Here is a 20434-nt window from a genome sequence, read left to right on the forward strand (position 1 = left end):
CAGGAAGAAGCTAGAAGGGTGTAGTGAAAAGCTTAGCCGACGACCGAGAAGGCGAGGTGTTCGAGAAAGGCGTAGATGTCGTTCTCCGCCTCGCTGTGGGTGCGGGCATTGGTGAGCGAAGGCAGGTGCAGGGCAAAAAAGAGCTGCTTGTGCGCCGATTCGAGCAAGGTGCTCACCAGGGCGTGGGGGTAGGGGTAGCCCGGGTTTATCTCGCTTACCACCGCGGCGATATTGGCCACCAGGCTTTTGTACTCCCGGAACAGGCCGGCGCGGTTGTCGTCGTCCACGTCGCGCGTCAGGTAGGACTTCGACGCTTCGTTGATGACAATGCGGTAGAGGGCCGCCTCGTCGAGCGGCGTTGCCGGGTCGTTGCGGTGCACCCGCGTGATGATGCGCAGGCTCAGGCGCAGCCGCTCCCGCGCATCGGGCAGGTTGTGGGTGTGAAACCGGATTTGAAACGCCAGCCAGGCCCAATGCCAGGACACCAGGTACACCAGCAGGCGGTGCTTGTTTTCGAAGTAGCGGTAAATGCTGGCCTCCGTGGAGTTGATTACGACGGCCAGCTTTTTAAATGTGAACTGCTCAAAACCCAGTTCATCGATAAGGCCGACGCTTTCTGCGACAATGCGCCGGCCCAGCTCCGTTTCCTGGGGGTCGCGCAGGTACAGGTGTTCGTTCAGTGCCGGGCGAATGGTTGGCGTCATCGGGTAGCGGGCAAGGGAAGTTTGCAATAGGAAGATGGGTGCTGCCCAGGCCGGTACAACAGCCAGAAGCCGTTGGCCGGGGCAGCACCCGGGCAGGCCTTACTCGCCCTGGCCCAGCGAGAAGCCCCGCTGCCCGTCGAACAAGTACAGGTTTTCGGTTTTTACCACCATCAGGCCCGCTTCGTTCACGCGGCTGAGCAGGGCCAGCACTTCCGGGTACGCCACGGTGGGGTAGGTGGGGTTGGCGCCGGCAGTGGCGGTACGGGCCACAAAGCGGCAGCGCCAGTGGTCGGTGCAGAAGGTTTCGGCGTGGCCCTGCGGATACACCTTCACGCCGCGGTTGGTGATGATTTTCAGGCGCAGCTCCGGGCCTGCCAGGGCCTCCAGCTGCTCGCCCAGCTCAGTGGGCTGGGCGCCCTCGGCGCAGAGAAACAGGTCGCAGCCCACCAGGTCCTGCTGCGCGCTGGGGCGCGGCACCAGGGCCTGGCTGGGGCGGGCCGTTACGGCGGGGTCGGCCTGCCGGGCGCGGCGGCTGCCCAGCTGGCCGGGCTCCTGGCCCAGGCGCTCAATTACGGCGTCGGCAAAAGCCGTGGTGCCTACCCGCTCGCGGCTCGTGCCCTCGCGGTAGATGTCGGCCGTATGCAGGCCATCTTCGAGGGTGCGCAGCCAGGCGTTCTCGATGCGCAGGGCGTGCTGGTGCTGGCCCACGTGGCGCAGCATGAGCAGCGCCGCCTGCAGCAGCCCCGAGGGGTTGGCCATGTCCTGGCCGGCGATGTCGGGCGCCGAGCCGTGAATGGCTTCAAACAAAGCGCCGCCGGCCCCAATGTTGGCCGAGCCGGCCAGGCCCACCGAGCCGGCCACCTGGGCCACAATGTCAGAAATGATGTCGCCGTACAGGTTCAGCGTTACCACCACGTCGTAGCGCTCGGGCGTATCCGCCAGGCGGGCCGCCCCGATGTCGATAATCTGGTGGTCCTGCTCGATGTCGGGGTATTGCTCGCCAATCTCCATGAACACCCGGTGGAACAGGCCGTCGGTCAGCTTCATGATGTTGTCCTTGGTCATGCAGGTTACCTTGCGGCGGCCGTGCTGCCGGGCATACTCGAAGGCGTAGCGCACAATCTTCTCGCAGCCGGTACGGCTCACCAGCTTCAGGCACTGCACCACGTCGGGCGTCTGCTGGTGCTCGATGCCGGCATAAAGGTCTTCCTCGTTTTCCCGGATAATAACCACATCAAGGTCCGGGAAGCGCGTGGCCACGGCCGGGAAAAGGGAGCGGTTGGGCCGCACGTTGGCGTAGAGGCCCAGGGTTTTACGCAGCGTGACGTTCAGGCTTTTGTAGCCGCCGCCCAGGGGCGTAGTAATGGGGGCCTTGAGCAGCACCCCGGTGCGCTGCAGCGAGTCCCAGGCTTCGGGGGCAATGCCCGAGGTGTGGCCGGCGTGGTACTGCCGCTCGCCTACTTCAATAAACTCAGGAGCCAGCGGCACCCCCGCTGCTGCCAGGATGCGCAGCGTCTGGGTCATAATTTCCGGACCAATGCCGTCGCCCATGGCCACGGTAACTGGAATGGGGGTAGCGGAGTCGGTGGGGGCGGGGGTGGACAAGGACATGGCTGCCATGTAATTGAGGAGGGTGAGGTGGGGTGAGGGTGAACCTGTGAGGGTTTTGTGGCTGCAAAGGTAAACATTTAGCTCTTGTTTTGAAAGCTTTACTATCATAAAAAATAGTTTTAATTCCTTTTTAACCTTGCGCCCGGTGTCCCGCGTACCTTTGTCGCGGCTTAGCCGCGTGCTGGTCTTCTGTCTTCCGCATGAATCACTTTCCAACCGTTCTGGCTACGCTGGCCCTCAGCCTGGCTTTGGCAGCTCCGGCCACCGCGCAGGCGCCGGCCAAGGCCAAGCCAGCCACTACCCCGGCCACCAGCCCTGGTGCCCAGGACCAGCGCTACCGCAGCGGCAAAGCCCAGCTTGACCAGGGCAACTATGCCGCGGCGCTGAAGGAGCTGGAGCCCCTGGCCCAGCCCACCGCCCGCTTTGCCCGCGCGGCCGACGCCGCCTACCTAAGCGCCGTGGCCGCCGCCCGCCTCATGGACTGGCCCGAGGCGGAGCAGCTGCTCAACCTGCTCCGTACCGAGTACCGCGCCTATCCCAACCTTGCCGACGCCCTGTTCCTGCAGGGGCAGGTGTCGTTTGAGCAGGGCGACTTCGATACGGCCATGAAAACGCTGTTTCAGATTCCGCCGGGGACGCTGGAAGCCGAGCGCGAAGCCATGAAGGCCCAGTACCTGGCCCGTATCAGCGACCGCGCTACCTGGCAGCGCCTGCTGCGGCGCTACCCCAACGATGCGGTGCTGGCCCGCGCCTACGCCGAGTACCTGGTGCCCGGCGGGGCTTTCACCGAGGTCGACCGCCCGCAGCTCGACGAGCTCATCACCAAGTTTAACCTCGACCGCAGCCGCTACGCGCCCCGGCCCCGCGCCACCCGCAAAAGCAGCTACAACGTGGGCGTGCTGCTGCCCTTCGAGCTGGACGATACCAGCTGGCAAACCCAGCGCAAAAACCAGTTTGTAACCGACCTCTACGCCGGCTTGCGCCTGGCTCAGGACTCCCTGCAGCGGGCCGGCCGCCCCCTGCAGATTTTTGCCTACGACACCGGCGCCGATACGCTCAAGCTCAAGCAAGTGCTGGCCCAGCCCGAGCTGGTCGGCATGGACCTTATTATAGGACCCGTGTATAAGTCCGGGGCCAAGCTGCTGGCCCGCTACGCCCGCGAGCATCAGATTGTGTGCGTCAACCCCCTCTCGCAGGACGGCAGCCTGGTGGAAGACAACCCCTGGCACTACCTGTATGGGCCCAGCGCCGCTACCCAGGGGCGCGTGGCAGCCCAGTTTGCGGCCACGGCCTTTGGCATGGGAAAGCCGGGCGTGCTGCTGCACGAAGACAGCAAGGACGACGCCGACTTTGCCACTGCCTACAAGGAAGCCTACGAAACATTGGGCGGCAAGCTCTCCGCCGTGCGCCGCTTCAACCCCGACGTGGACGAAAGCCTGAGCGCCGCCTTTGCCGGCCTCGACCTCGGCGGCGCCAGCCACCTGGTGGTAGCTTCCGACAGCCGACGGGCCGGGCCCTACACCCTGGGGGTGCTGGCCGGCTTGGGTACCGCCCCGGCCGCCCCACCCAAAACGGCGGCCAATCCCCGGCCTGTGCCAGCCCCGGCGGTCGCCCGCCCGCCCTTGCTGTGCCCCGCCGCCTGGCTCGACAATCCGCGCATTGAAGTGGAGCAGCTCAATAGCCGCAACATCTACTTCGTTCAACCCAAATACTTCGACGACCAAAGCCGCGGCTTTCGACGCTTCCGGCAGCTGTACCTGCAGCAGCAGCGCATTCCCCCATCGGTGTTTGCCAGCCAGGGCTTCGAGCTGCTGATGTTTTTTGGCAGTGCCCTGCACCAGTACGGCCCGGCTTTCCAGACCAATCTGACCAGCGCCGGCGCTTCCAGTGGGATAATCTTCAGGGGCCAGAGCTACACCGGGCCCGATGGCGACAACCAGATTGTGCCCATCACCAAGCTCGAAAACCTGGAGCTGCAGGTAGTGCGGTAGAATAGAAGGGAATTATGAGTTATGAATTATGAATTATGAATGGGCGGCCCTGAGCAGTAGTCTTAGGCTTGCTTTCATAGTGAATGATTCAAAATTTATAATTCATAACTCATAACTCATAATTCAGAAAAAGATGCTCAATCACACCAATTCTGCTGCGCTGTTCGACCAGGCCAAAAGCCTTATTCCCGGCGGTGTTAACTCACCGGTTCGGGCGTTTCGCAGCGTGGGCGGTGGCCCCGTCTTCATGCAGTCGGCCCAGGGGGCCTGGCTAACCGACGTCGATGGCAACCGCTATGTTGACTTTATTAACTCCTGGGGGCCAATGATTTTGGGCCATGCACCCGAGGTAGTGCTGGAGGCCGTGCGGGAGGCCCTGCAGGGCTCGCTCAGCTTTGGGGCCCCCACGCAGCGGGAGGTGGCCATGGCCGGGCTTATCCGGGAGATGGTGCCCAGCATCGAAAAGGTACGCCTGGTGAATTCCGGCACCGAGGCCTGCATGTCGGCCATCCGCGTGGCCCGGGGCTATACCGGCCGCAGCAAAATCATCAAGTTTGAGGGCTGCTACCACGGGCACGGCGACTCCTTCCTCATTGCCGCCGGCAGCGGGGCCCTTACCCTGGGCACGCCCGACTCGGCCGGGGTAACCGAGGGCGTGGCCCAGGATACCATCACCGTGGCCTACAACGACCTGGCCGCGGTAAAAGCCGCCGTCGACGCCAACCCCGAGCAGGTAGCCGCCCTTATCCTGGAGCCGGTAGTGGGCAACATGGGGCTGGTTGCTCCCGGCCCGGGCTTCCTGCAGGGCCTGCGCGACCTGTGCACTGCCAACGGCATCGTCTTGATTTTCGACGAGGTAATGACCGGCTTCCGCCTCGCCCCCGGCGGGGCGCAGGAGCTTTACGGCGTCACGCCGGACCTGACTACGCTGGGCAAAATCATCGGCGGCGGCCTGCCCGTAGGCGCCTACGGGGGCCGCGAAGACATCATGAACTGCGTAGCTCCGGCCGGGAAAGTGTACCAGGCCGGCACCCTGTCGGGCAACCCCCTGGCTACGGCCGCCGGCTTTGCCCAGCTCAGCTACCTGCGCGACAACCCTGCCCTGTACGAGCAGCTAAACGCAACTACCACGCGCCTCGCCGACGGCACCCGGAAGATTGCCGCCGAGCTGGGCCTGAACTACACCGTAAACCAGGTGGGCTCCATGTTCAGCCTGTTCTTCACGGCCGAGCCGGTGAACAGCCTCGACGATGCCAAGAAGTCGGACACGGCAGCGTTTGGCCGCTACTTCCACGCCATGCTCAACCGCGGCATCTACCTGGCGCCCTCGCAGTACGAAGCCCTGTTCGTATCGACGGCCATTACCAGCGACATCGTGGACCTGTACCTGTCGGCCTGCCGCGAGTCGCTGCAGGAAGCCCACGCCCAGCGCTAGCTGTGGCATGTGAGAAGGGCAGCCTTCGCCAAACCTCATTTTCTGCTTCGCGAAAGGTATTTTCACTTCGCGAAACTTTGCGCGACCTTTGCCCTATGGTTAAAATCCGACTGATTGGCCTCTTGCTGCTGCTTACGCAGCTGGCCTTTGCCGAAACCCCCGCCCAGGCCAACAAGCGCCTGTTCGACAAAACGGTGGACGAGCTGAACTTCCGCACCTTCGAAACGGTGTACGACAAGTCCTTCACCCGGGGCAAGTTCCCGCTCAACCTGCGCACGGCTGCCGCCCGCAAGCAGTTCGACGGCTTCGGCGACAACAAAGGGCTGAAGCAGCTCTTTCTGAACTACAACGGCATAGCCGAGCGCTACAAGTCGCGCTTTGGCAACGGGCCCATGACCCTGGCCGAGTTTGAAAAGCAGCTGAACAGCATCCTGCTCGATAAAAACTTCGAGTTCTTTATTCACAACCTGCCCCGCGACGAGCGGGTAGCCCTCATCCGGGCCGAGCAGCGCCTGATAAAGCAGGCGGCCGCCCAGTTCAACGACTCCGGCAACCCTGAGGAAGTAGCCGCCGTGCCGCCCTCCGATGTAGATGCCGACCCGCCGGTTGCCGCTCCCCTTACCACTCACGACGAGGCCAGCTCGGTAACGGTTGATGACAATGTAGAAGCGCCGGTTGCCACGCCAGTGGCAGGGGCTGCCCCCCGCCACGACTGGCTCGACTACTTCACCCTGCTGCTGAGCCTGGCCAGCTTCCTGATGCTGCTGTACCTGGTGACCAACGTGCTGCCAACGCTGAGCCGGCGGGTGAACAAGCTGGCGTATGAGCCGGAGCCCGAGCCGGAGCCGCAAAGCCTGATGAGCCGGCTGCGCCCCAGCCGGCGCGGCGGCATGCGCGAAGACAGCTACGATGACGACGAGGAGGACGAAGACGAAGTACCTGTGCCCCGCGACAATTACCAGCGCGACGACTACCGCCACGACGACGAATAACCCCCACCAGCCGGCCCGCCAGCCTGCGCTGACCAAACCTCATCGAATGATTCTTACCGACCAGCAGATTCTGGCTGAAATTGAAAAGGGCACCATCGTCATCGAGCCGTACGACCGCAGCTGCCTGGGTACCAACTCCTACGACGTGCACCTGGGACGATACCTGGCCACTTACCGCGACGCCGTTCTCGATGCCCGCCGCCACAACGAAATCGACATCTTTGAAATCGATGAGCAGCAAGGCTTCGTGCTGCAGCCTGGCACGCTCTACCTGGGCGTAACCGAGGAGTACACCGAAACCCACGCAACGGTGCCCTTCCTGGAAGGCAAAAGCAGCGTTGGCCGCCTCGGCATCGATATTCACGCCACTGCTGGCAAAGGCGACGTGGGCTTCTGCAACCACTGGACCCTGGAAATCAGCGTGTCGATGCCCGTTCGCGTGTACCGGGGCATGCCCATTGGCCAGCTGATTTACTTTACTGTGCAAGGTGAAGTAAATACCTTCTACAACCGCAAGCAGAACGCCAAGTACAACGACAAAACCGATAAGCCGGTGGAGTCGATGATGTGGAAAAATAGCTTCTGACGCTAAGAATTTAGCGCTCTTAAAAACAAAGCCAGGTAAAAACCTGCTCCAATCTGCCCTGCCCGAAAGGGCAGATTGGAGCAGCTTCAATCTGCTGATACCAGTACAGCGCTTTTGGGTAGAGTCGTTGCAGTTATGTGTATTGGGCTGAGAACAAAGGGCTTTGCTGAAAATGTAATTGCCTGCCCAGGACTTGCCCGAAAAGCAGCTAGTAGCGGATTATGGTTATAGCCTGCTCAGAGGCCGGCTTTGCAGCTCGCGCATATCGAGGCTGCCTACCCTACATAATCTGAACCAGGGCTGCGCTTTACTCGTTAAAAATGGTCACCGGTACCGTATTCATGGTCCGGAACTTGCGTTAGTGTTTCCTAAAACCCTACGACCATGAACCAGAAAAGCATCTTCGCTGCCCTGCTGCTGGCCCTGGCCACTGGCCCCGCTATTGCCCAGCAGGGTATGCCTGCTCCCACCATACCCCGCGATAAAACCAAATCAACCCCGCGGCTTAACCCGGTAATCGTCAGGGCCGACCGCCTAAGCGACCACATGGTGCGCCAACTGCGGCTGAACGGCTACCAGGCTTCCCGCCTTCGGGCCATCAACGAAGACAAGGTAGCCAAGATGGCCGCCATCGAGCGTAAAAACGCGGGCAACCCCAAGCTTATCGACGAGGAGTGCCAGGGTGTTTGCAAGGAGCGCGACCAGGAGCTACGCAACGTACTTAGCAACGACCAGTATTCGGCCTATTTCGGGGCCCGCTCCGCCTACTATAAGTACGATAAGGACTATGCCAGTCAGTCGGCCTCCATTCTACTGGCCGAGTCGGTCAACAACCCGGCTCCAACCCGCGCCAATGACGCTGTAATTGCCCCGACCAAAGAAGACAAGCCCGCGCGCCCGGCCGGTAACCTGGGCCGAAACGCCCGTTAAGTCTCTTCGGGATAGACACAATTAAAAAGCCCTTCCAGTCAACTGGAAGGGCTTTCTAATTGGTGTGCCGCGCTCAGGGTAAAAGCGCATCAATAAGCAGAAGTAAAACGGGAACCCGCCTGCTTACTCTCTGCTCAGTTGCTATTGGTAGTCTTTTCCTGCTCGTCGAGGTAGCTGGAAAGCTGCTTGCACAGGTCGCGCATCATCTCGGCCATCTGCCGGTCGTTGGTGGCATTCACCACGTTTTCGGCCATGGAGCCGATGTTGTCGACCACGAAGCGCTTCATCTCGTCCACGGGCATGTCCTTGGTCCAGAGGTCAATTTTCATGGTGCCGGCGTGCTGCCGGTCCCAGAGAGCAATGTTGATGGCTTTGGCGAAGTGTATATCGGGCCCCGCATCGGTGGCCGACCAGCTGATGGCCTCGGGTACTTTCTGGTCGTCGAGGGCAATGCTGAAGCGGATTTCGGATTTTTTCATCACTGATTTTTAGGCTGATTAAACTGATTTCATTGATTCTTTTCTGTCAACTCCGCTTGCGAAAAGTAGGAACGGTAGTTAATCATCGAAATCAATGGAAATCAAAGAGAATCAGCGATTATACGTAGTTGTTGAGCATCACCGGCATCACCAGCATCAGGATGCTTTCGCTGTCGTCGGTGGCGGTGGGCATGAGCAGGCCGGCGCGGTTGGGCGTGCTCAGCTCCAGGGTGATTTCCTCGGAGTCGATGTTGGACAGCATCTCAAGCAGGAAGCGGGCGTTGAAGCCGATTTCCATGTCTTCGCCGTCGTACTGGCAGGCCAGGGTTTCCTTGGCTTCGTTGGAGAAGTCCAGGTCTTCGGCCGAGATGATGAGCTCGGAGCCAGCCAGGCGCAGGCGCACCTGGTGGGTGGTTTTGTTGGAGTAGATGCTGATGCGCTTCACCGAGTTCAGCAGCTCCTGGCGGTTGATGATGAGCTTGTTGGGGTTGCTAACCGGAATAACGTTCTCGTAGTCGGGGTACCGCTCATCAATCAGGCGGCACACCAGGCGCATCTGATTAAAGCTGAAGAAGGCATTGCTCTGGTTGAACTCCATCTTCACCGGCGTGGCCTCAGAAGGCAGGGTGCCTTTCAGCAGGTTGAAGGCCTTGCGGGGAATGATGAGGTTAGCCGTTTGTCCGGCGCCTACGTCCTGGCGGCGGTAGCGTAGCAGGCGGTGCCCGTCGGTAGCCACGAAAGTTACCTGGTTGTCGGCCAGCTGCACCAGGATGCCGGTCATGGCCGGGCGCAGCTCGTCGGTGCTTACGGCGAAGATGGTTTTGTTGATGGCCCGGGACAGCGACGACGAGGGCATCTCGATAGGAGCGGAGCCCTTCACCACCGGCACGCGGGGGAAGTCGGCGGCGTTCTCACCGGCCAGCTTATAGCGCCCGTTGGCCGAGCTGATTTCGATGGTGTAGGTTTCCTCGTCCAGCGTGAAAGTCACGGGCTGGTCGGGCAGGTTCTTAAGCGTGTCGAGCAGGATGCGGGCGGGGGCAGCAATGCGGCCGGCATCGCGGGCTTCCACGGGCAGCTCGGTAATCATGCTGGTCTCCAGGTCGGAGGCCGTAATCGTCAGCTTGCCGGCCTCAATCTCGAAGAGGAAGTTTTCCAGGATGGGCACCACCGGGTTGTTGGTTACCACGCCGTTGATGCTCTGGAGCTGCTTGAGCAGGGCGGAAGATGAGACGATGAATTTCATAAAATCGGGAAGTCTAGGGATGGAGGGCAAAGATACATGGCGGGCGCGTGGTTTGGAAAGGGCAATTCGTAGGCTTTACGCATTCTTTGAACCAACCTATTCGGTGCGGACGTATCTTGCTTTGCATACCATTGCTATTACGCCATGACCCAGGAAGCTGCCATCGAAACTATTAAAACTCTGCCCCGCAATTTTGAGCTAAATGAGTTGGTGGAGCGTTTGATTCTGCTGGAGGAGCTTGAAAAGCGCCGCAAGCAGGGGGAGGACGGTGAAACCATATCTTTTGATGACATGAAGCGCGAGGCAAGCTCATGGCGAAAATAACTTTCACCAATGGCGCTCGCGACGACCTACACCAGTTGCACGAATACCTCTCGCAAAACTCCCCGGCTTACGCGAACCGTCTGCTCGATAAAATCATTAGTCGGGTTGATGTCTTGCACACTTTCCCGCAGTCTGGCCGCAAGCTGCCCGAAGCTCCGAATGATGAATCATTGCGTGAGTTATTAGAAGGCAGCTATCGCATCATTTACGAACTGCTGCCGGGTGACCGTATTCTAGTTTTGAAGATTCACCATTCTGCGCGGCCACTACTGGATTTTAGGCATCAGGGTTAGCATATTGGGTAATATGGTGTAGCCCACGCTTATCGGAAGCGCTTGATTCCTTTTGCTGGTCCAAGCTCGTCTAATTCTATTCCAAGACGCTGCCGTAATAACTGCTCAACTTCGGTGAGTGTTAAAACCGTGTGAAGCTCTTCGACATCATACTCGTCATCATAGTATTTCTTTGATGGCACATGCACCTCTTGAATAGAAATCAAAAAGACGTCACCTTTTAAAATGACGGCCACCGTGCCGAAAGCAGTAGCTGAGGATTCCGTTCGCGGCTGCGTATAATTCTTATGCTGCTCTTTTCCACGTAACAGCGCACTCGTCACTAATTCTCTTCGGGTGGGCTTTTGCACAGATAGGACGTGGTAATGTGTTGCTTTTCTAGCTTGTAGCAAATTCCGCGTACCGCCGCTTCCTTCTCCAAGCCCGCACCGCTCCAAACAGCCCCAGCAGCGCCAGCGGCGCCCCGATGTTGAGCAGTTGCCAGCGGCGGCGCTGCTCAGCCAGCTTCACCTTATCCAGGGGGCGCAGCGTGATTTGCTTGCCGCGCACGGCAATGAGGCCGGTTTCGTCGAGCAGGTAGTCGGTGGCGTTCAGAACCAGCTCGCGGTTGGCAAACTCGGTGTTGGCCAGGCGGTCGAAGCCCAGGCGCAGGGGTTTGCCGGTTTTGGGGTTGAGCTCGGAGCGGATGAAGTCGCCGTCCGACACCACCAGAATTCTGGAAGGCCGGGCGTTGGGCGACTTATCGGGCTGAAACTGCATGGTACCAGGTCGGGCCCGGTTGGCATAGAGCGACTTAAACTGCCCTTCCAGCAGGTAGGCCACGGGCTGAAAGCTGTTCTGGTACAGCTTGGGGTTGGGCTCGAGGCGGGCGTCGTTGAAGTTGATGGGCACCGGAGCCGGCAGCGTGCGCGTGTAGCGCGAGGTGCTCATCAGCATGGTTTTGCGGATGCCCACAGCCTTCACCGTGTCGATGTTGCCCACAAACTTGAGGTACACCGCGTCGAGGTTGCGGGTGATGGGGTGGGGGCTGAAGCGGTTGATAAGCGGGTAGAGCTGCCAGGGCATGGGCTCAATCTTGGGCCGGTTGCCCTCGGTGCCCGTCACCAGCGGAATCTGCCCGCTGTTGAGGTCGAGCAGCAGGTTCTGGTTCAGGCGCACGCCGTACTTAAAGAACAGGTCGTCGAGGTTGAGGTCGTAGGGCGTGGCCAGAGCGGCGCCGTTGCGGCTTACGCTGTCGAGGTCGACGCGCAGGGCATCGACGAAGAACATGGCCCGGCCGCCCTGGGTGATGAACTGGTCGAGCTTGAACTTTTCTTCCTCTGAGTAGGCCGTTTTGGGCTGGGCAACCACCAGCGCGTCCAGGGCCCGCAGGTCGGGCACCTTGCTCAGGTCCACGCGGTACACGTCGTACTGCTGCTGCCAGGCCCCGAGCATGTCGCCGGCCTGCTCGTTGCTGAGCTCGCCGTGCCCCATCACGACACCCATGCGCTTCCGCAAGCTAGGCGAGAGGGTGCGGATGGTATTGGCCAGCTCATACTCTAATCCTTCAATGCTCTGGTTGAGGCGCACCTCGGGCGGGGCGGCCTGGTTGCCGCGCAGCAGCAGCACGTTGCGGTCGCGCCCGGCCATGCTCACCACGGCCCAGGGGAAAATGATTTTCTCGACCCGCTTGCCGTTCTCGGTGGCGCCGAGGTTGGTGGGCTTCAGGCCCTTTTTGAAGAGGGAAGCGTAGAACTGGTTGCGGGCGGCTTCGCTGCCGGCCGCACTGGGGTCGATGAATATGAAGTTGAGGTTGGCGCCGCCGTACACCTGGAACTCGGTCAGGGTTTCGCGTACGGCCTGCTCCAGGCGGCGGAAGGCCGGGGGGAAGTCGCCGGTCAGGTACACCGTCACGGTCACCGGCTGCTTCAGCTCGCTGAGCAATGTTTTGGTAGCGGGCGACATGGTGTAGCGTTTTTCCTCCGTCATATCGAGCCGGAAGAAGAAGCGCTGCCCGATGAAGTTGAGCAGCAGCAGGCCGCCTACAATGGCAATAAATGTAAGAAGGTCAGCACGCTTGCGAGAAGAAGCTACAGCTGGAGTCGAAGTGGCAGAATCTGTCATTGTTGGTTCCATTACCAGTTTCGGCTACGCAGTACCAGGCGGGTAGCCAGCAGGGCCAGGGCTACCACGCTCAGGAAATACAGCAGGTCGCGGGAGTCAACCAGCCCCTTGCTCAGGTCGCGGTAGTGGGCCGCAATGCCGAGCTGGCTTACATAATAGGCCGCGCTGCCTTCCAGCACCGAAGCCAGCGAGTCGAAGCCGGTATACACCAGAAAACAGCCCACCACGGCTACCAGGAAGGCAATAATCTGGTCGCGGGTGAGGGCCGAAGCCAGGATGCCGATGGCGGCAAACACGCCCGCCAGTAGGGCCAGCCCCAGGTAGGAGCCAACCGTAGCCGCCGAGTCGATGTTACCCTCCGGGCTGCCCAGCTTGTACACTGACAGGTAGTAGAGCAGAGTAGGCACCAGGGCCAGCAGGGCCAGCAGGAAGCAGGCCAGGTACTTGCCGCCGATAATCTGCCCATCGGTCAGGGGCCGGGTCAGCAGCAGCTCAATGGTGCCGGCTTTCTTCTCTTCGGCAAACGTGCGCATGGTGATGGCCGGAATCAGAAACAGGAAAATCCAGGGCGCCAGGGAAAACAGCGTCTGCAAATCCGCATAGCCGTAATCCAGCACGCTGCTGTCGGGAAAAACCCAGACGAACAGGCCGGTAGCCACCAGAAACACCCCTAGCACCACGTAGGCGACGGGGGAGTTGAGGAAAGCGTTGAATTCTTTTCTTAGGATTGTGAGCATTAAGGCTACCTAAATTTTACTATGATTCCACTACGGTTTCTGTAACCAGAAGAAAACCTGAAAGCTTTCCCAGTTTGCTTTTCAGGTTGTTGTGCCGGACCTCTTTCTCTGAGTTTTTGCCGGTAGCATTGATGGCCGTCAGCTGGACGTCATATGGCTTATAGTCGATACCGCGTGGAAAGTCATTGCGATTCCGTGGCCTGATGTAAAGACGGTCAGCGGCCGCACCTTCGCAGGTGGCGTAGTCGCCGGAAGAGCCAGTGCGTAGCTTTACATCCATCCCAAGCAGCTTCGCAATATACCGAGCCGTTTCGTCCAAGTTGGCCGATTTGATGGCGTAAAACAAGCGGTACTCTTTTACCATTACGAAGCAAACTAATCTATTTCGTCAACTCCCCAAACACTTCCTCCAGGCTTTGCTGCTCCTGCCGCAAACCAAGGATAATCCAGCCTTCCTGCCCGGCCAGGCGGGAGATGGCCGCCCGCGGGTCTACACCCGGCGCTGCCCGCAGGAGGAAGCTGCCGGCCGGGCCGGCTTCTACTTCGCGCACGCCCGGCAGGCGGCTTAGCTTGGCGGCATCCACCGGGCCTTCAAACTCGGCCCGCACCACGGTTTCGCCGGCGGCCCGGGCCGCCAGCTCGGCCACGGGGGCATCGGCTACCAGCTTGCCGCGGCTGATGATGACCACCCGAGAGCACAGGGCCGTGACTTCAGGCAGAATATGAGTGCTGAAAATCACGGTTTTGTTTTCGCTCACCTCCCGGATAAGCTGGCGGATTTCCAGAATCTGGTTGGGGTCGAGGCCGGTGGTGGGCTCGTCCAGAATCAGCACGGCGGGGTCATGTATCAGGGCCTGGGCCAGGCCCACGCGCTGCCGGTAGCCCTTGCTGAGGGCGCCAATCTGCTTGTTCTGCTCCCGGCTCAGGCCAACGCGGCCCACTAGCTCGCTTACCCGGCCGCGCAGCTCACGGCCGCGCAGCCCGTGCACCGAGCCGATAAATTCCAGGTACTCGTGCACATACATGTCGAGGTACAGGGGGTTGTGCTCGGGCAGGTAGCCCACGTGCCGGCGCACGGCCAGGCTTTCGGTGGCTACGTCGTGCCCGGCCACCCGCACCGTGCCCGCCGTGGGCGGCAGGTAGCCGGTGGCAATTTTCATGGTGGTGCTTTTGCCCGCCCCGTTCGGCCCCAGAAAACCTACAATCTCCCCGGCACCGGCCGTAAAGCTGATGTCGTCCACCGCGTTCTGGCTGCCGTAGGTCTTGGTGAGGTGTTGGATTTCTACCATTCGGTTGGTTGTCAGTTGTCAGTTGTTCGTTGTCAGCATTGTTCTGACGTCAGCTTTGCCGGAACGACCTGACAACTGACAACAAACAACTGACAACTTAAAACAGCTATTTCTTAGGCTGTAAAGGTCGCATTTCTACGTCCACGATGTGGAAGTTGAACGGCGTTTCCAGGGCGTACACAATGGCGCCGGCAATGTCCTGGGGCTGCATCATGGAGTCGTTGGCCTGGGCGCCGGGAATGTCGTCGAAGAAGTTGGTTTGGGTAGAGCCCGGATAGAGGCAGGTGACCTTGATGCCGTCGTTGCGTACTTCCTTGAACAGCGACTGCGAAAAGCCCCGCACGGCAAACTTGCTGGCGCAGTAGCCGGCCATGTTCTCAATGCCCGTGGTGCCGGCAATGCTGGCGACGTTGATGATGTGGCCCAGCTGCTGCCGCTTCATCTGCGGCAGCACGGCCTTGGCGCAGTAGAAAGTGCCGTGCACGTTGGTGTCGAACATCAGCCGCCAGTCGTCCGACGAAAACCCGTCGACGGGGCCGGCCACGCCCAGGCCGGCGTTGTTTACCAGCACGTGTATTTCCGGACCCAGCTCGCGCAAGGTGTTGGTCAGGGCTTCGGCTACGGCAATTTCCTCGCGCACGTCGCACTCAAAAAACTGGAACCGCTCATGCGTCAGTCCCTGCGGGGCGTGCCGGCCCCAGCCGGCCACCGCCATGCCCCGGGCCAGCAGGGCCTCGGCCGTAGCCCGTCCAATTCCTTTGCTGACACCGGTCACAATGGCAACCTTACCCTCTAGCTCCATCTTATCTTTGAAAAAAATATGGGAAGAAATGCCTGATACGAATTTGAGCGCGCAAGTTAGGGGCCGGGGTTGGTTTTGGGGGGTGGGAGTAAGCCTGCTCTATGCACTTACGGGCTGCAGCAACGGCGAGGTCATTTCCCGGCGCTATGAAGTGCCGCATAATCTCAAGACCCTGAACCTTTATAATAACGTCGACTTGAAGCTGGTGCAGGACAACGGCTACTACGTCGAAGTTCGGGCCGGCGAGAAAGTGGTCGACGACATCAAGCTGGAAGTGGAAGGCACCACGCTCAACGTGCGCAATACCAGCACCTACAACTGGACCCGCTCCTACGATACGCCGCGGGAGGTAACCCTGCATCTGCCCGGCATCCGCAGCCTCTACCAGCGCGGCTATGGTACGCTGAGCTCCGCCGGGCCATTTGCGCAGGACTCAACTTACCTGCACCTGATTGGGGCCGGCAACATCAGCTTAGACCTGCAGGGGGCTTACCTGAACGCCGACATGTTTGAGTTGGGCGACATCACCCTGCGGGGGCAGATTGAAGAAGCCGCCCTCCGGGTAGGCGGCAACGGCCGCCTCTTTGCCGACGGCCTGCAAACCCGCCGCTGCTACTTCCGCTCCACGCGCGACAGCAACGGCGATGCCTTTGTCCGGGCCAGCGACATCTTTGGCGGCCGCCTGGCCGGCACGGGCACTACGTACTATGCCGGCCCACCGCGGGTAACCGACATTGAAGTGAGCGGCCGGGGCAAGGCCGTGGCCCGGTAAGATTACAAGTCGCCGAGCTGGGGGCGTATCAGCAGCTCTTCCAGCACCGCCTGGGGAGATAGCTGGTAAGCCGAGAAAATGGCTTCGGCCACGTCCTCGGCCCGGATAAACCGCTCGGCTGGCAGGTCCACCCCCTCCCAGCTGGCGGTAAGGGTGGCGCCGGGCAGCACCGTAGTCACGCGCACGCCCTGCTCTTTCAGCTCTTCGCGCAGGTTTTTGCTGAATCCGTACAGGGCGTGCTTGGCGATGCCGTAGGAGCCACCATTGGGGTAGGCCATGATGCTGGCGGTGGAGCACAGGTTGAAGATGTGGCCCGCGCGGCGGGCAATAAAGCCGGGCAGCAGGGCCAGCGTCACATCGTAAGCGCTAAGCAGGTTCACGGCCAGCATCTGCCGCAGCTGCGAGCCATCGGCGGGCTCGTCCTGCAGGCGGCCGGGAATAAAGGCGCCGGCGTTATTTACCAGCACTTCGATGGGCAGGCCCAGGCCCAGTACAAAGTCGGTGAAGCGCCGGCAGTCGTCGGCCGCACTTAAATCGGCAGGGAGGGTATGCAGCCGCTCCGCTGCGCCGGCGCTTTGCAGGTCGGCACTCAGCTGCTGCAAGTCGCTGGCCGAGCGGGCGCAGGTGGCCACGGCATAGCCGGCCCGCAAAAAGCGCCGGACTACGGCCAACCCAATACCTTTGCTGCCGCCGGTGACGACGACCAATTTTTTGTTTGCCTCCACTGTATCGCTGGGTTTTTACGTAAGGTGGCGAGTGGCCACGTTCTTTGCCGCTAGCAACTCCGGTTACCGGGGTTGGGTTTACCAATCAGCAGTCTTTTTTCATGCTTAAAATATTTGGCTCCTTCGTGCTGTTCATGCGCGGCATGGTTGTGCGCACCGAGCGCCTGTCCACGCTTTGGAACCGCACCATCGACGAGGCAATTCTCATCGGCTTCGATTCGGTGGTCATCGTCTCCATCGTTTCGGCTTTTATCGGGGCCGTAACCTGTGTGCAGATTGCCTACAACTTCACCAACCCGCTGATTCCCAAGTCCACCATTGGCTACATGGTGCGGGAAATGACCATTCTGGAGCTGGCCCCTACCATCACCTGCGTGGTGCTGGCCGGCAAGGTGGGCAGCAGCATCGCGGGGGGGCTGGGCACCATGCGCATTACCGAGCAGATTTCCGCGCTTGAGGTAATGGGCATCAACTCCACCTCCTACCTGGTACTGCCCCGCATCCTGGCTTCCATGATTACCTTCCCGCTGCTGGTCATTATGGCCATGACCCTGGGCATCTTCGGCGGCTACCTGGCCGGCACCCTTTCCGGGTCGGTGACGGCCGAAGAGTACATTCAGGGCATCCGCGACTCATTTATTCCCTACAACATCGTTTTTGCCCTTATCAAATCGGTGGTGTTTGCCTTTCTGATTTCCGGAATTTCGGCCTACAAAGGCTACTACACCCAGGGCGGCGCCCTGGAAGTAGGCGCCGCCAGCACTTCCGCCGTTACCAACTCCATTATCGCCATTCTGCTCGCCGACTACGTGCTGGCAGCTGTGCTTCTTTAAGTTTCTTGTTTCCGGGTCCTTGTTTCTGGTTAGCCTTCAGTTGGGCAGGTTCGGAAACAAGCAACCAGCAACAAGCAGCCAGAAATAGTTATGATTGAAGTATCCAATGTTCAGAAGGCCTTTAATGGCAATCCGGTTCTGAAAGGCATCAGCTGCACGTTCGAAACGGGCAAGTGCAACCTGGTGCTGGGCGGCTCCGGCACGGGCAAAAGCGTGCTGCTGCAGTGCATCGTAGGCCTGATGAAGCCCGACCTGGGGTCCATCACCTTCGATGGCACCATGTACACCAACAATAAAATCAACATCCGCCAGGAAATCCGCCGCAAAATCGGCATGCTGTTTCAGGGCTCCGCTCTGTTCGACTCCATGACGGTGGCCCAGAACGTGGAGTTTCCCCTGCAGATGCTGACGCCGGAAATGACGCCGGCCGAGCGCCGCGACCGGGTGGAGTTCTGCCTGAAGCGCGTCGGGCTGGAAAACGCCGGCAACAAGATGCCTTCCGAAATATCGGGCGGCATGAAAAAGCGCGTGGGTATTGCCCGCGCCATTGCCCCCAACTGTACCTACCTGTTCTGCGACGAGCCCAACTCCGGCCTCGACCCGGCCACCAGCATCAAGATTGACGAGCTGATTCACGAAATCACGCACGAGTACAACATCACCACCGTCATCATCACCCACGACATGAACTCGGTGATTGAGATTGGCGAGCACATCATCTTCCTGCACCAGGGCCGCAAGCTCTGGGACGGCACCAAAGAAGAAATTCTGAACGCCCAGGTGCCGGAGCTGCAGGAGTTCATCTTCAGCAGCAGCCTGGTGCGGGCCGCCAAGAAAGTGGACGAGGAAGCGGAAGGCGGCCTGGCCTCCATTCACGACCACGAAGGCGGCGGCATATAATCGCTGATTGCCGCTGATTTTTTTGATTTCGCTGATTTAGTTCGCGAAGTCTGACCCCCAGGCATAGCAAAGGGCCTTACCGAGGCAGAACACGCAGCAGCAGTAGCTGTGCCTTGTTCTGCTTCGGTAAGGCCCTTCCCATTTCAAAGAGTGCCCAGAGCTCGCCTTCAGCAGCACTCCATTACGATAGGCAGGAAATGGCGCCAATAGAACATAAGAATCCGCGTAATCACCGCTAATCAGCGGCAATCAGCGATTTTAGGTGGGCCAGGTGGTGCTGTCCGTGCCAGGCGTACATGGCCAGGGCCTGGTCGAGACGGAAGTCGCGGTCCTGGGCGGGGTGGTAGAAGGTGCGCTGCCACTGCTCCTCGCTCAGGTGGTGCAGCAGGGTTACCCAGCGGCTATGCAGGGCTTCCAGCAGGGTCAGCGACACGGTGATGGGCGAGGCTTCCACGTCGGGCAGCTCGGCCCAGGCGGTTTCGTCGTAGGGCCGCACGGTGGGGTTTTCTTCCGTCAGGGCCAGGCGGTAGCGGAAGTAGCAGTTCATGTGCGAGTCGGCCAGGTGATGGATAACCTGGCGGCCCGTCCAGCCCCCGGGGCGGTAGGGCAGCTGCAGCCGCTCGCCGCCTACTGCGCGGGCCGTAGCCGTTAGCTGGGCTGGCAGCTCGGCCACCTGCTGAATAAGCACCGCCCGCTCGGCAGGAGTGAGGCGCTGCTCGGGCAGCACGGCCCGGCCAATGGGATAGCGCAGCAAGTCTTCGGAGTTGCTCATAAGGAATTGGGTAAAAGCAAAGACGCCGCTCTCGTAAAGAAAGCAGCGCCTTAAAGGTTTGCGTCAAAAATCAGCGGAATCAGAAAAATCAGCGGCAATCAGCGATACTAGCCGTTGCGCTTGTTGAGCTCGTCGCGAATCTTGGCGGCTTTCTCGTAATCTTCTTTCTCCAGGGCCTGGGCCAGCATTTTGGTCAGCTCGTCGAGCGATACCTGGCCGCTGGGCTCCTTGGGCTCGGGCTGGCGGCTGGGGCGGGCCGGCGAGTCGTTGTCGTCCTCGTCGTCTTCGTCGTCCTCGTCTTCGTCCGACTCATCAGCGGCCTCGTCGAGGTCGGTCAGGATGATGCCGGCTTCGCTGAGCACGCTTTCCACGGTGTAGATGGGAACGCCGAAGCGCAGGCCAATGGCGATGGCGTCGGAGGGGCGGGCATCAATCTCGAAGGTGCTGGCGCCGTCCGAGCACACGATGCGGGAGTAAAATACGCCTTCCTTCAAATCGGAAATAATGACCTCCAGAATCACCACGTGTACATGTTCGGCAAACGACTTAAACAAGTCGTGCGTCAGGGGGCGGTTGGGGCTTATTTTCTCGATTTGAATGGCGATGCTCTGCGCCTCGAACATGCCGATGATGATGGGCAGGCGGCGGTTGCCATTTTTCTCGCCCAGAATCAGCGCAAACGAGCCCGATTGCGACTGGCTGGACGAGAGGCCAAGAATTTCAAGCTGTATTTTTTTCAAGGGAATGGGGTCTTTCGGACTGGGGGTCTTGGGGACAGGGCGGGGGTGGGGTTCTGTACGGCAAATAAAGGCAAAATGGTCAGAACTTGCCCCTGAAATCAGCGCACAGGCCAAAAAAAGAACTTGGGAGCCCGGATTGTTTCCAGACTCCCAAGTAACAGTTTGCCGATGAA

Annotated in this window: 23 protein-coding genes; 10 read left to right on the forward strand and 13 right to left on the reverse strand. The window is 60.2% G+C overall.

The window, feature by feature from the left end; translation table 11 throughout:
- Positions 1-32 precede the first annotated feature (32 nt).
- Both ABD919_RS03005 and ABD919_RS03010 read right to left on the reverse strand, forming a co-directional pair.
- The gene (locus ABD919_RS03005; protein ID WP_345233654.1) at positions 33-704 is read right to left on the reverse strand and encodes a TetR/AcrR family transcriptional regulator; all 672 of its coding nucleotides are present in this window, start codon (positions 702-704) and stop codon (positions 33-35) included.
- Positions 705-803: 99 nt separating this feature from the next.
- Positions 804-2315, reverse strand: coding sequence for an NADP-dependent isocitrate dehydrogenase (locus tag ABD919_RS03010; protein WP_345233656.1), 1512 nt, complete (start codon positions 2313-2315; stop codon positions 804-806).
- Positions 2316-2515: 200 nt separating this feature from the next.
- Between ABD919_RS03010 and ABD919_RS03015 the strand changes: the two genes are divergently transcribed.
- The 5 genes from ABD919_RS03015 (at position 2516) to ABD919_RS03035 (ending at position 8249) form a co-directional block, all read left to right on the forward strand.
- Entirely contained in the window at positions 2516-4306 is a 1791-nt protein-coding gene (locus ABD919_RS03015; protein ID WP_345233658.1) for an ABC transporter substrate-binding protein, read from the forward strand.
- A 133-nt stretch (positions 4307-4439) separates the two neighbouring features.
- Positions 4440-5741, forward strand: a complete 1302-nt coding sequence (gene hemL / locus ABD919_RS03020) for a glutamate-1-semialdehyde 2,1-aminomutase (RefSeq protein WP_345233660.1) — start codon at positions 4440-4442, stop codon at positions 5739-5741.
- A gap of 95 nt (positions 5742-5836) precedes the next feature.
- Positions 5837-6733: a hypothetical protein gene (locus ABD919_RS03025; protein ID WP_345233661.1), complete on the forward strand. Its 897-nt coding sequence runs from the start codon at positions 5837-5839 to the stop codon at positions 6731-6733.
- Positions 6734-6779: 46 nt separating this feature from the next.
- A complete protein-coding gene (gene dcd / locus ABD919_RS03030; protein ID WP_345233662.1) occupies positions 6780-7319 on the forward strand; it encodes a dCTP deaminase in 540 nt (179 codons plus the stop codon).
- A 384-nt stretch (positions 7320-7703) separates the two neighbouring features.
- Positions 7704-8249, forward strand: a complete 546-nt coding sequence (locus tag ABD919_RS03035) for a hypothetical protein (protein WP_345233663.1) — start codon at positions 7704-7706, stop codon at positions 8247-8249.
- A 134-nt stretch (positions 8250-8383) separates the two neighbouring features.
- On the opposite strand, the gene gldC is transcribed toward ABD919_RS03035, so the two are convergent.
- Together gldC and dnaN are read right to left on the reverse strand one after the other, a co-directional pair.
- Positions 8384-8728 carry a gliding motility protein GldC gene (gldC, locus tag ABD919_RS03040; protein WP_345233664.1) on the reverse strand — a complete coding sequence of 115 codons (345 nt, stop codon included), beginning with the start codon at positions 8726-8728 and terminating at the stop codon, positions 8384-8386.
- Positions 8729-8846: 118 nt separating this feature from the next.
- The gene (dnaN, locus tag ABD919_RS03045) at positions 8847-9971 is read right to left on the reverse strand and encodes a DNA polymerase III subunit beta (RefSeq protein WP_345233665.1); all 1125 of its coding nucleotides are present in this window, start codon (positions 9969-9971) and stop codon (positions 8847-8849) included.
- A 144-nt stretch (positions 9972-10115) separates the two neighbouring features.
- On the opposite strand from dnaN, the gene ABD919_RS03050 reads away from it, so the two are divergent.
- The gene (locus ABD919_RS03050) at positions 10116-10295 is read left to right on the forward strand and encodes a hypothetical protein (protein WP_345233666.1); all 180 of its coding nucleotides are present in this window, start codon (positions 10116-10118) and stop codon (positions 10293-10295) included.
- Complete coding sequence (locus ABD919_RS03055) at positions 10283-10588, forward strand: type II toxin-antitoxin system RelE/ParE family toxin (protein ID WP_345233667.1); 306 nt, start codon at positions 10283-10285, stop codon at positions 10586-10588. Before ABD919_RS03050 ends, ABD919_RS03055 begins: the two co-directional genes overlap by 13 nt.
- 29 nt (positions 10589-10617) lie before the next feature.
- Here the strand turns inward: ABD919_RS03055 and ABD919_RS03060 are convergent, their stop codons facing one another.
- From ABD919_RS03060 to ABD919_RS03085, 6 genes are all read right to left on the reverse strand, one after another.
- Entirely contained in the window at positions 10618-10938 is a 321-nt protein-coding gene (locus tag ABD919_RS03060; RefSeq protein ID WP_345233668.1) for a hypothetical protein, read from the reverse strand.
- A gap of 28 nt (positions 10939-10966) precedes the next feature.
- The gene (gene gldG, locus ABD919_RS03065) at positions 10967-12691 is read right to left on the reverse strand and encodes a gliding motility-associated ABC transporter substrate-binding protein GldG (RefSeq protein ID WP_345233669.1); all 1725 of its coding nucleotides are present in this window, start codon (positions 12689-12691) and stop codon (positions 10967-10969) included.
- 11 nt (positions 12692-12702) lie between these two features.
- Positions 12703-13428, reverse strand: a complete 726-nt coding sequence (gene gldF, locus ABD919_RS03070) for a gliding motility-associated ABC transporter permease subunit GldF (RefSeq protein WP_345233670.1) — start codon at positions 13426-13428, stop codon at positions 12703-12705.
- 19 nt (positions 13429-13447) lie between these two features.
- Positions 13448-13792, reverse strand: a complete 345-nt coding sequence (locus tag ABD919_RS03075) for a hypothetical protein (protein ID WP_345233672.1) — start codon at positions 13790-13792, stop codon at positions 13448-13450.
- A gap of 16 nt (positions 13793-13808) precedes the next feature.
- Complete coding sequence (gldA, locus tag ABD919_RS03080; RefSeq protein ID WP_345233674.1) at positions 13809-14717, reverse strand: gliding motility-associated ABC transporter ATP-binding subunit GldA; 909 nt, start codon at positions 14715-14717, stop codon at positions 13809-13811.
- A 106-nt stretch (positions 14718-14823) separates the two neighbouring features.
- Positions 14824-15519 carry an SDR family oxidoreductase gene (locus ABD919_RS03085; protein ID WP_345233676.1) on the reverse strand — a complete coding sequence of 232 codons (696 nt, stop codon included), beginning with the start codon at positions 15517-15519 and terminating at the stop codon, positions 14824-14826.
- A 151-nt stretch (positions 15520-15670) separates the two neighbouring features.
- Between ABD919_RS03085 and ABD919_RS03090 the strand changes: the two genes are divergently transcribed.
- Positions 15671-16291 carry a GIN domain-containing protein gene (locus tag ABD919_RS03090; RefSeq protein ID WP_345233678.1) on the forward strand — a complete coding sequence of 207 codons (621 nt, stop codon included), beginning with the start codon at positions 15671-15673 and terminating at the stop codon, positions 16289-16291.
- Positions 16292-16293: 2 nt separating this feature from the next.
- On the opposite strand, the gene ABD919_RS03095 is transcribed toward ABD919_RS03090, so the two are convergent.
- Positions 16294-17016, reverse strand: coding sequence for an SDR family oxidoreductase (locus ABD919_RS03095; RefSeq protein WP_345233680.1), 723 nt, complete (start codon positions 17014-17016; stop codon positions 16294-16296).
- A gap of 101 nt (positions 17017-17117) precedes the next feature.
- Here ABD919_RS03095 and ABD919_RS03100 point away from each other — a divergent pair, with 101 nt between their 5' ends.
- A complete protein-coding gene (locus ABD919_RS03100; protein ID WP_345233682.1) occupies positions 17118-17849 on the forward strand; it encodes an MlaE family ABC transporter permease in 732 nt (243 codons plus the stop codon).
- Positions 17850-17939: 90 nt separating this feature from the next.
- Complete coding sequence (locus ABD919_RS03105) at positions 17940-18749, forward strand: ABC transporter ATP-binding protein (protein WP_345233684.1); 810 nt, start codon at positions 17940-17942, stop codon at positions 18747-18749.
- Positions 18750-18984: 235 nt separating this feature from the next.
- On the opposite strand, the gene ABD919_RS03110 is transcribed toward ABD919_RS03105, so the two are convergent.
- Both ABD919_RS03110 and ABD919_RS03115 read right to left on the reverse strand, forming a co-directional pair.
- Positions 18985-19521, reverse strand: a complete 537-nt coding sequence (locus ABD919_RS03110; protein WP_345233686.1) for a YfiT family bacillithiol transferase — start codon at positions 19519-19521, stop codon at positions 18985-18987.
- A gap of 107 nt (positions 19522-19628) precedes the next feature.
- Entirely contained in the window at positions 19629-20261 is a 633-nt protein-coding gene (locus ABD919_RS03115; RefSeq protein WP_345233688.1) for a bifunctional nuclease family protein, read from the reverse strand.
- Positions 20262-20434 lie beyond the last annotated feature (173 nt).

This window comes from Hymenobacter saemangeumensis (assembly GCF_039541835.1).
GTDB classification, from domain to species: Bacteria; Bacteroidota; Bacteroidia; order Cytophagales; family Hymenobacteraceae; genus Hymenobacter; species Hymenobacter saemangeumensis.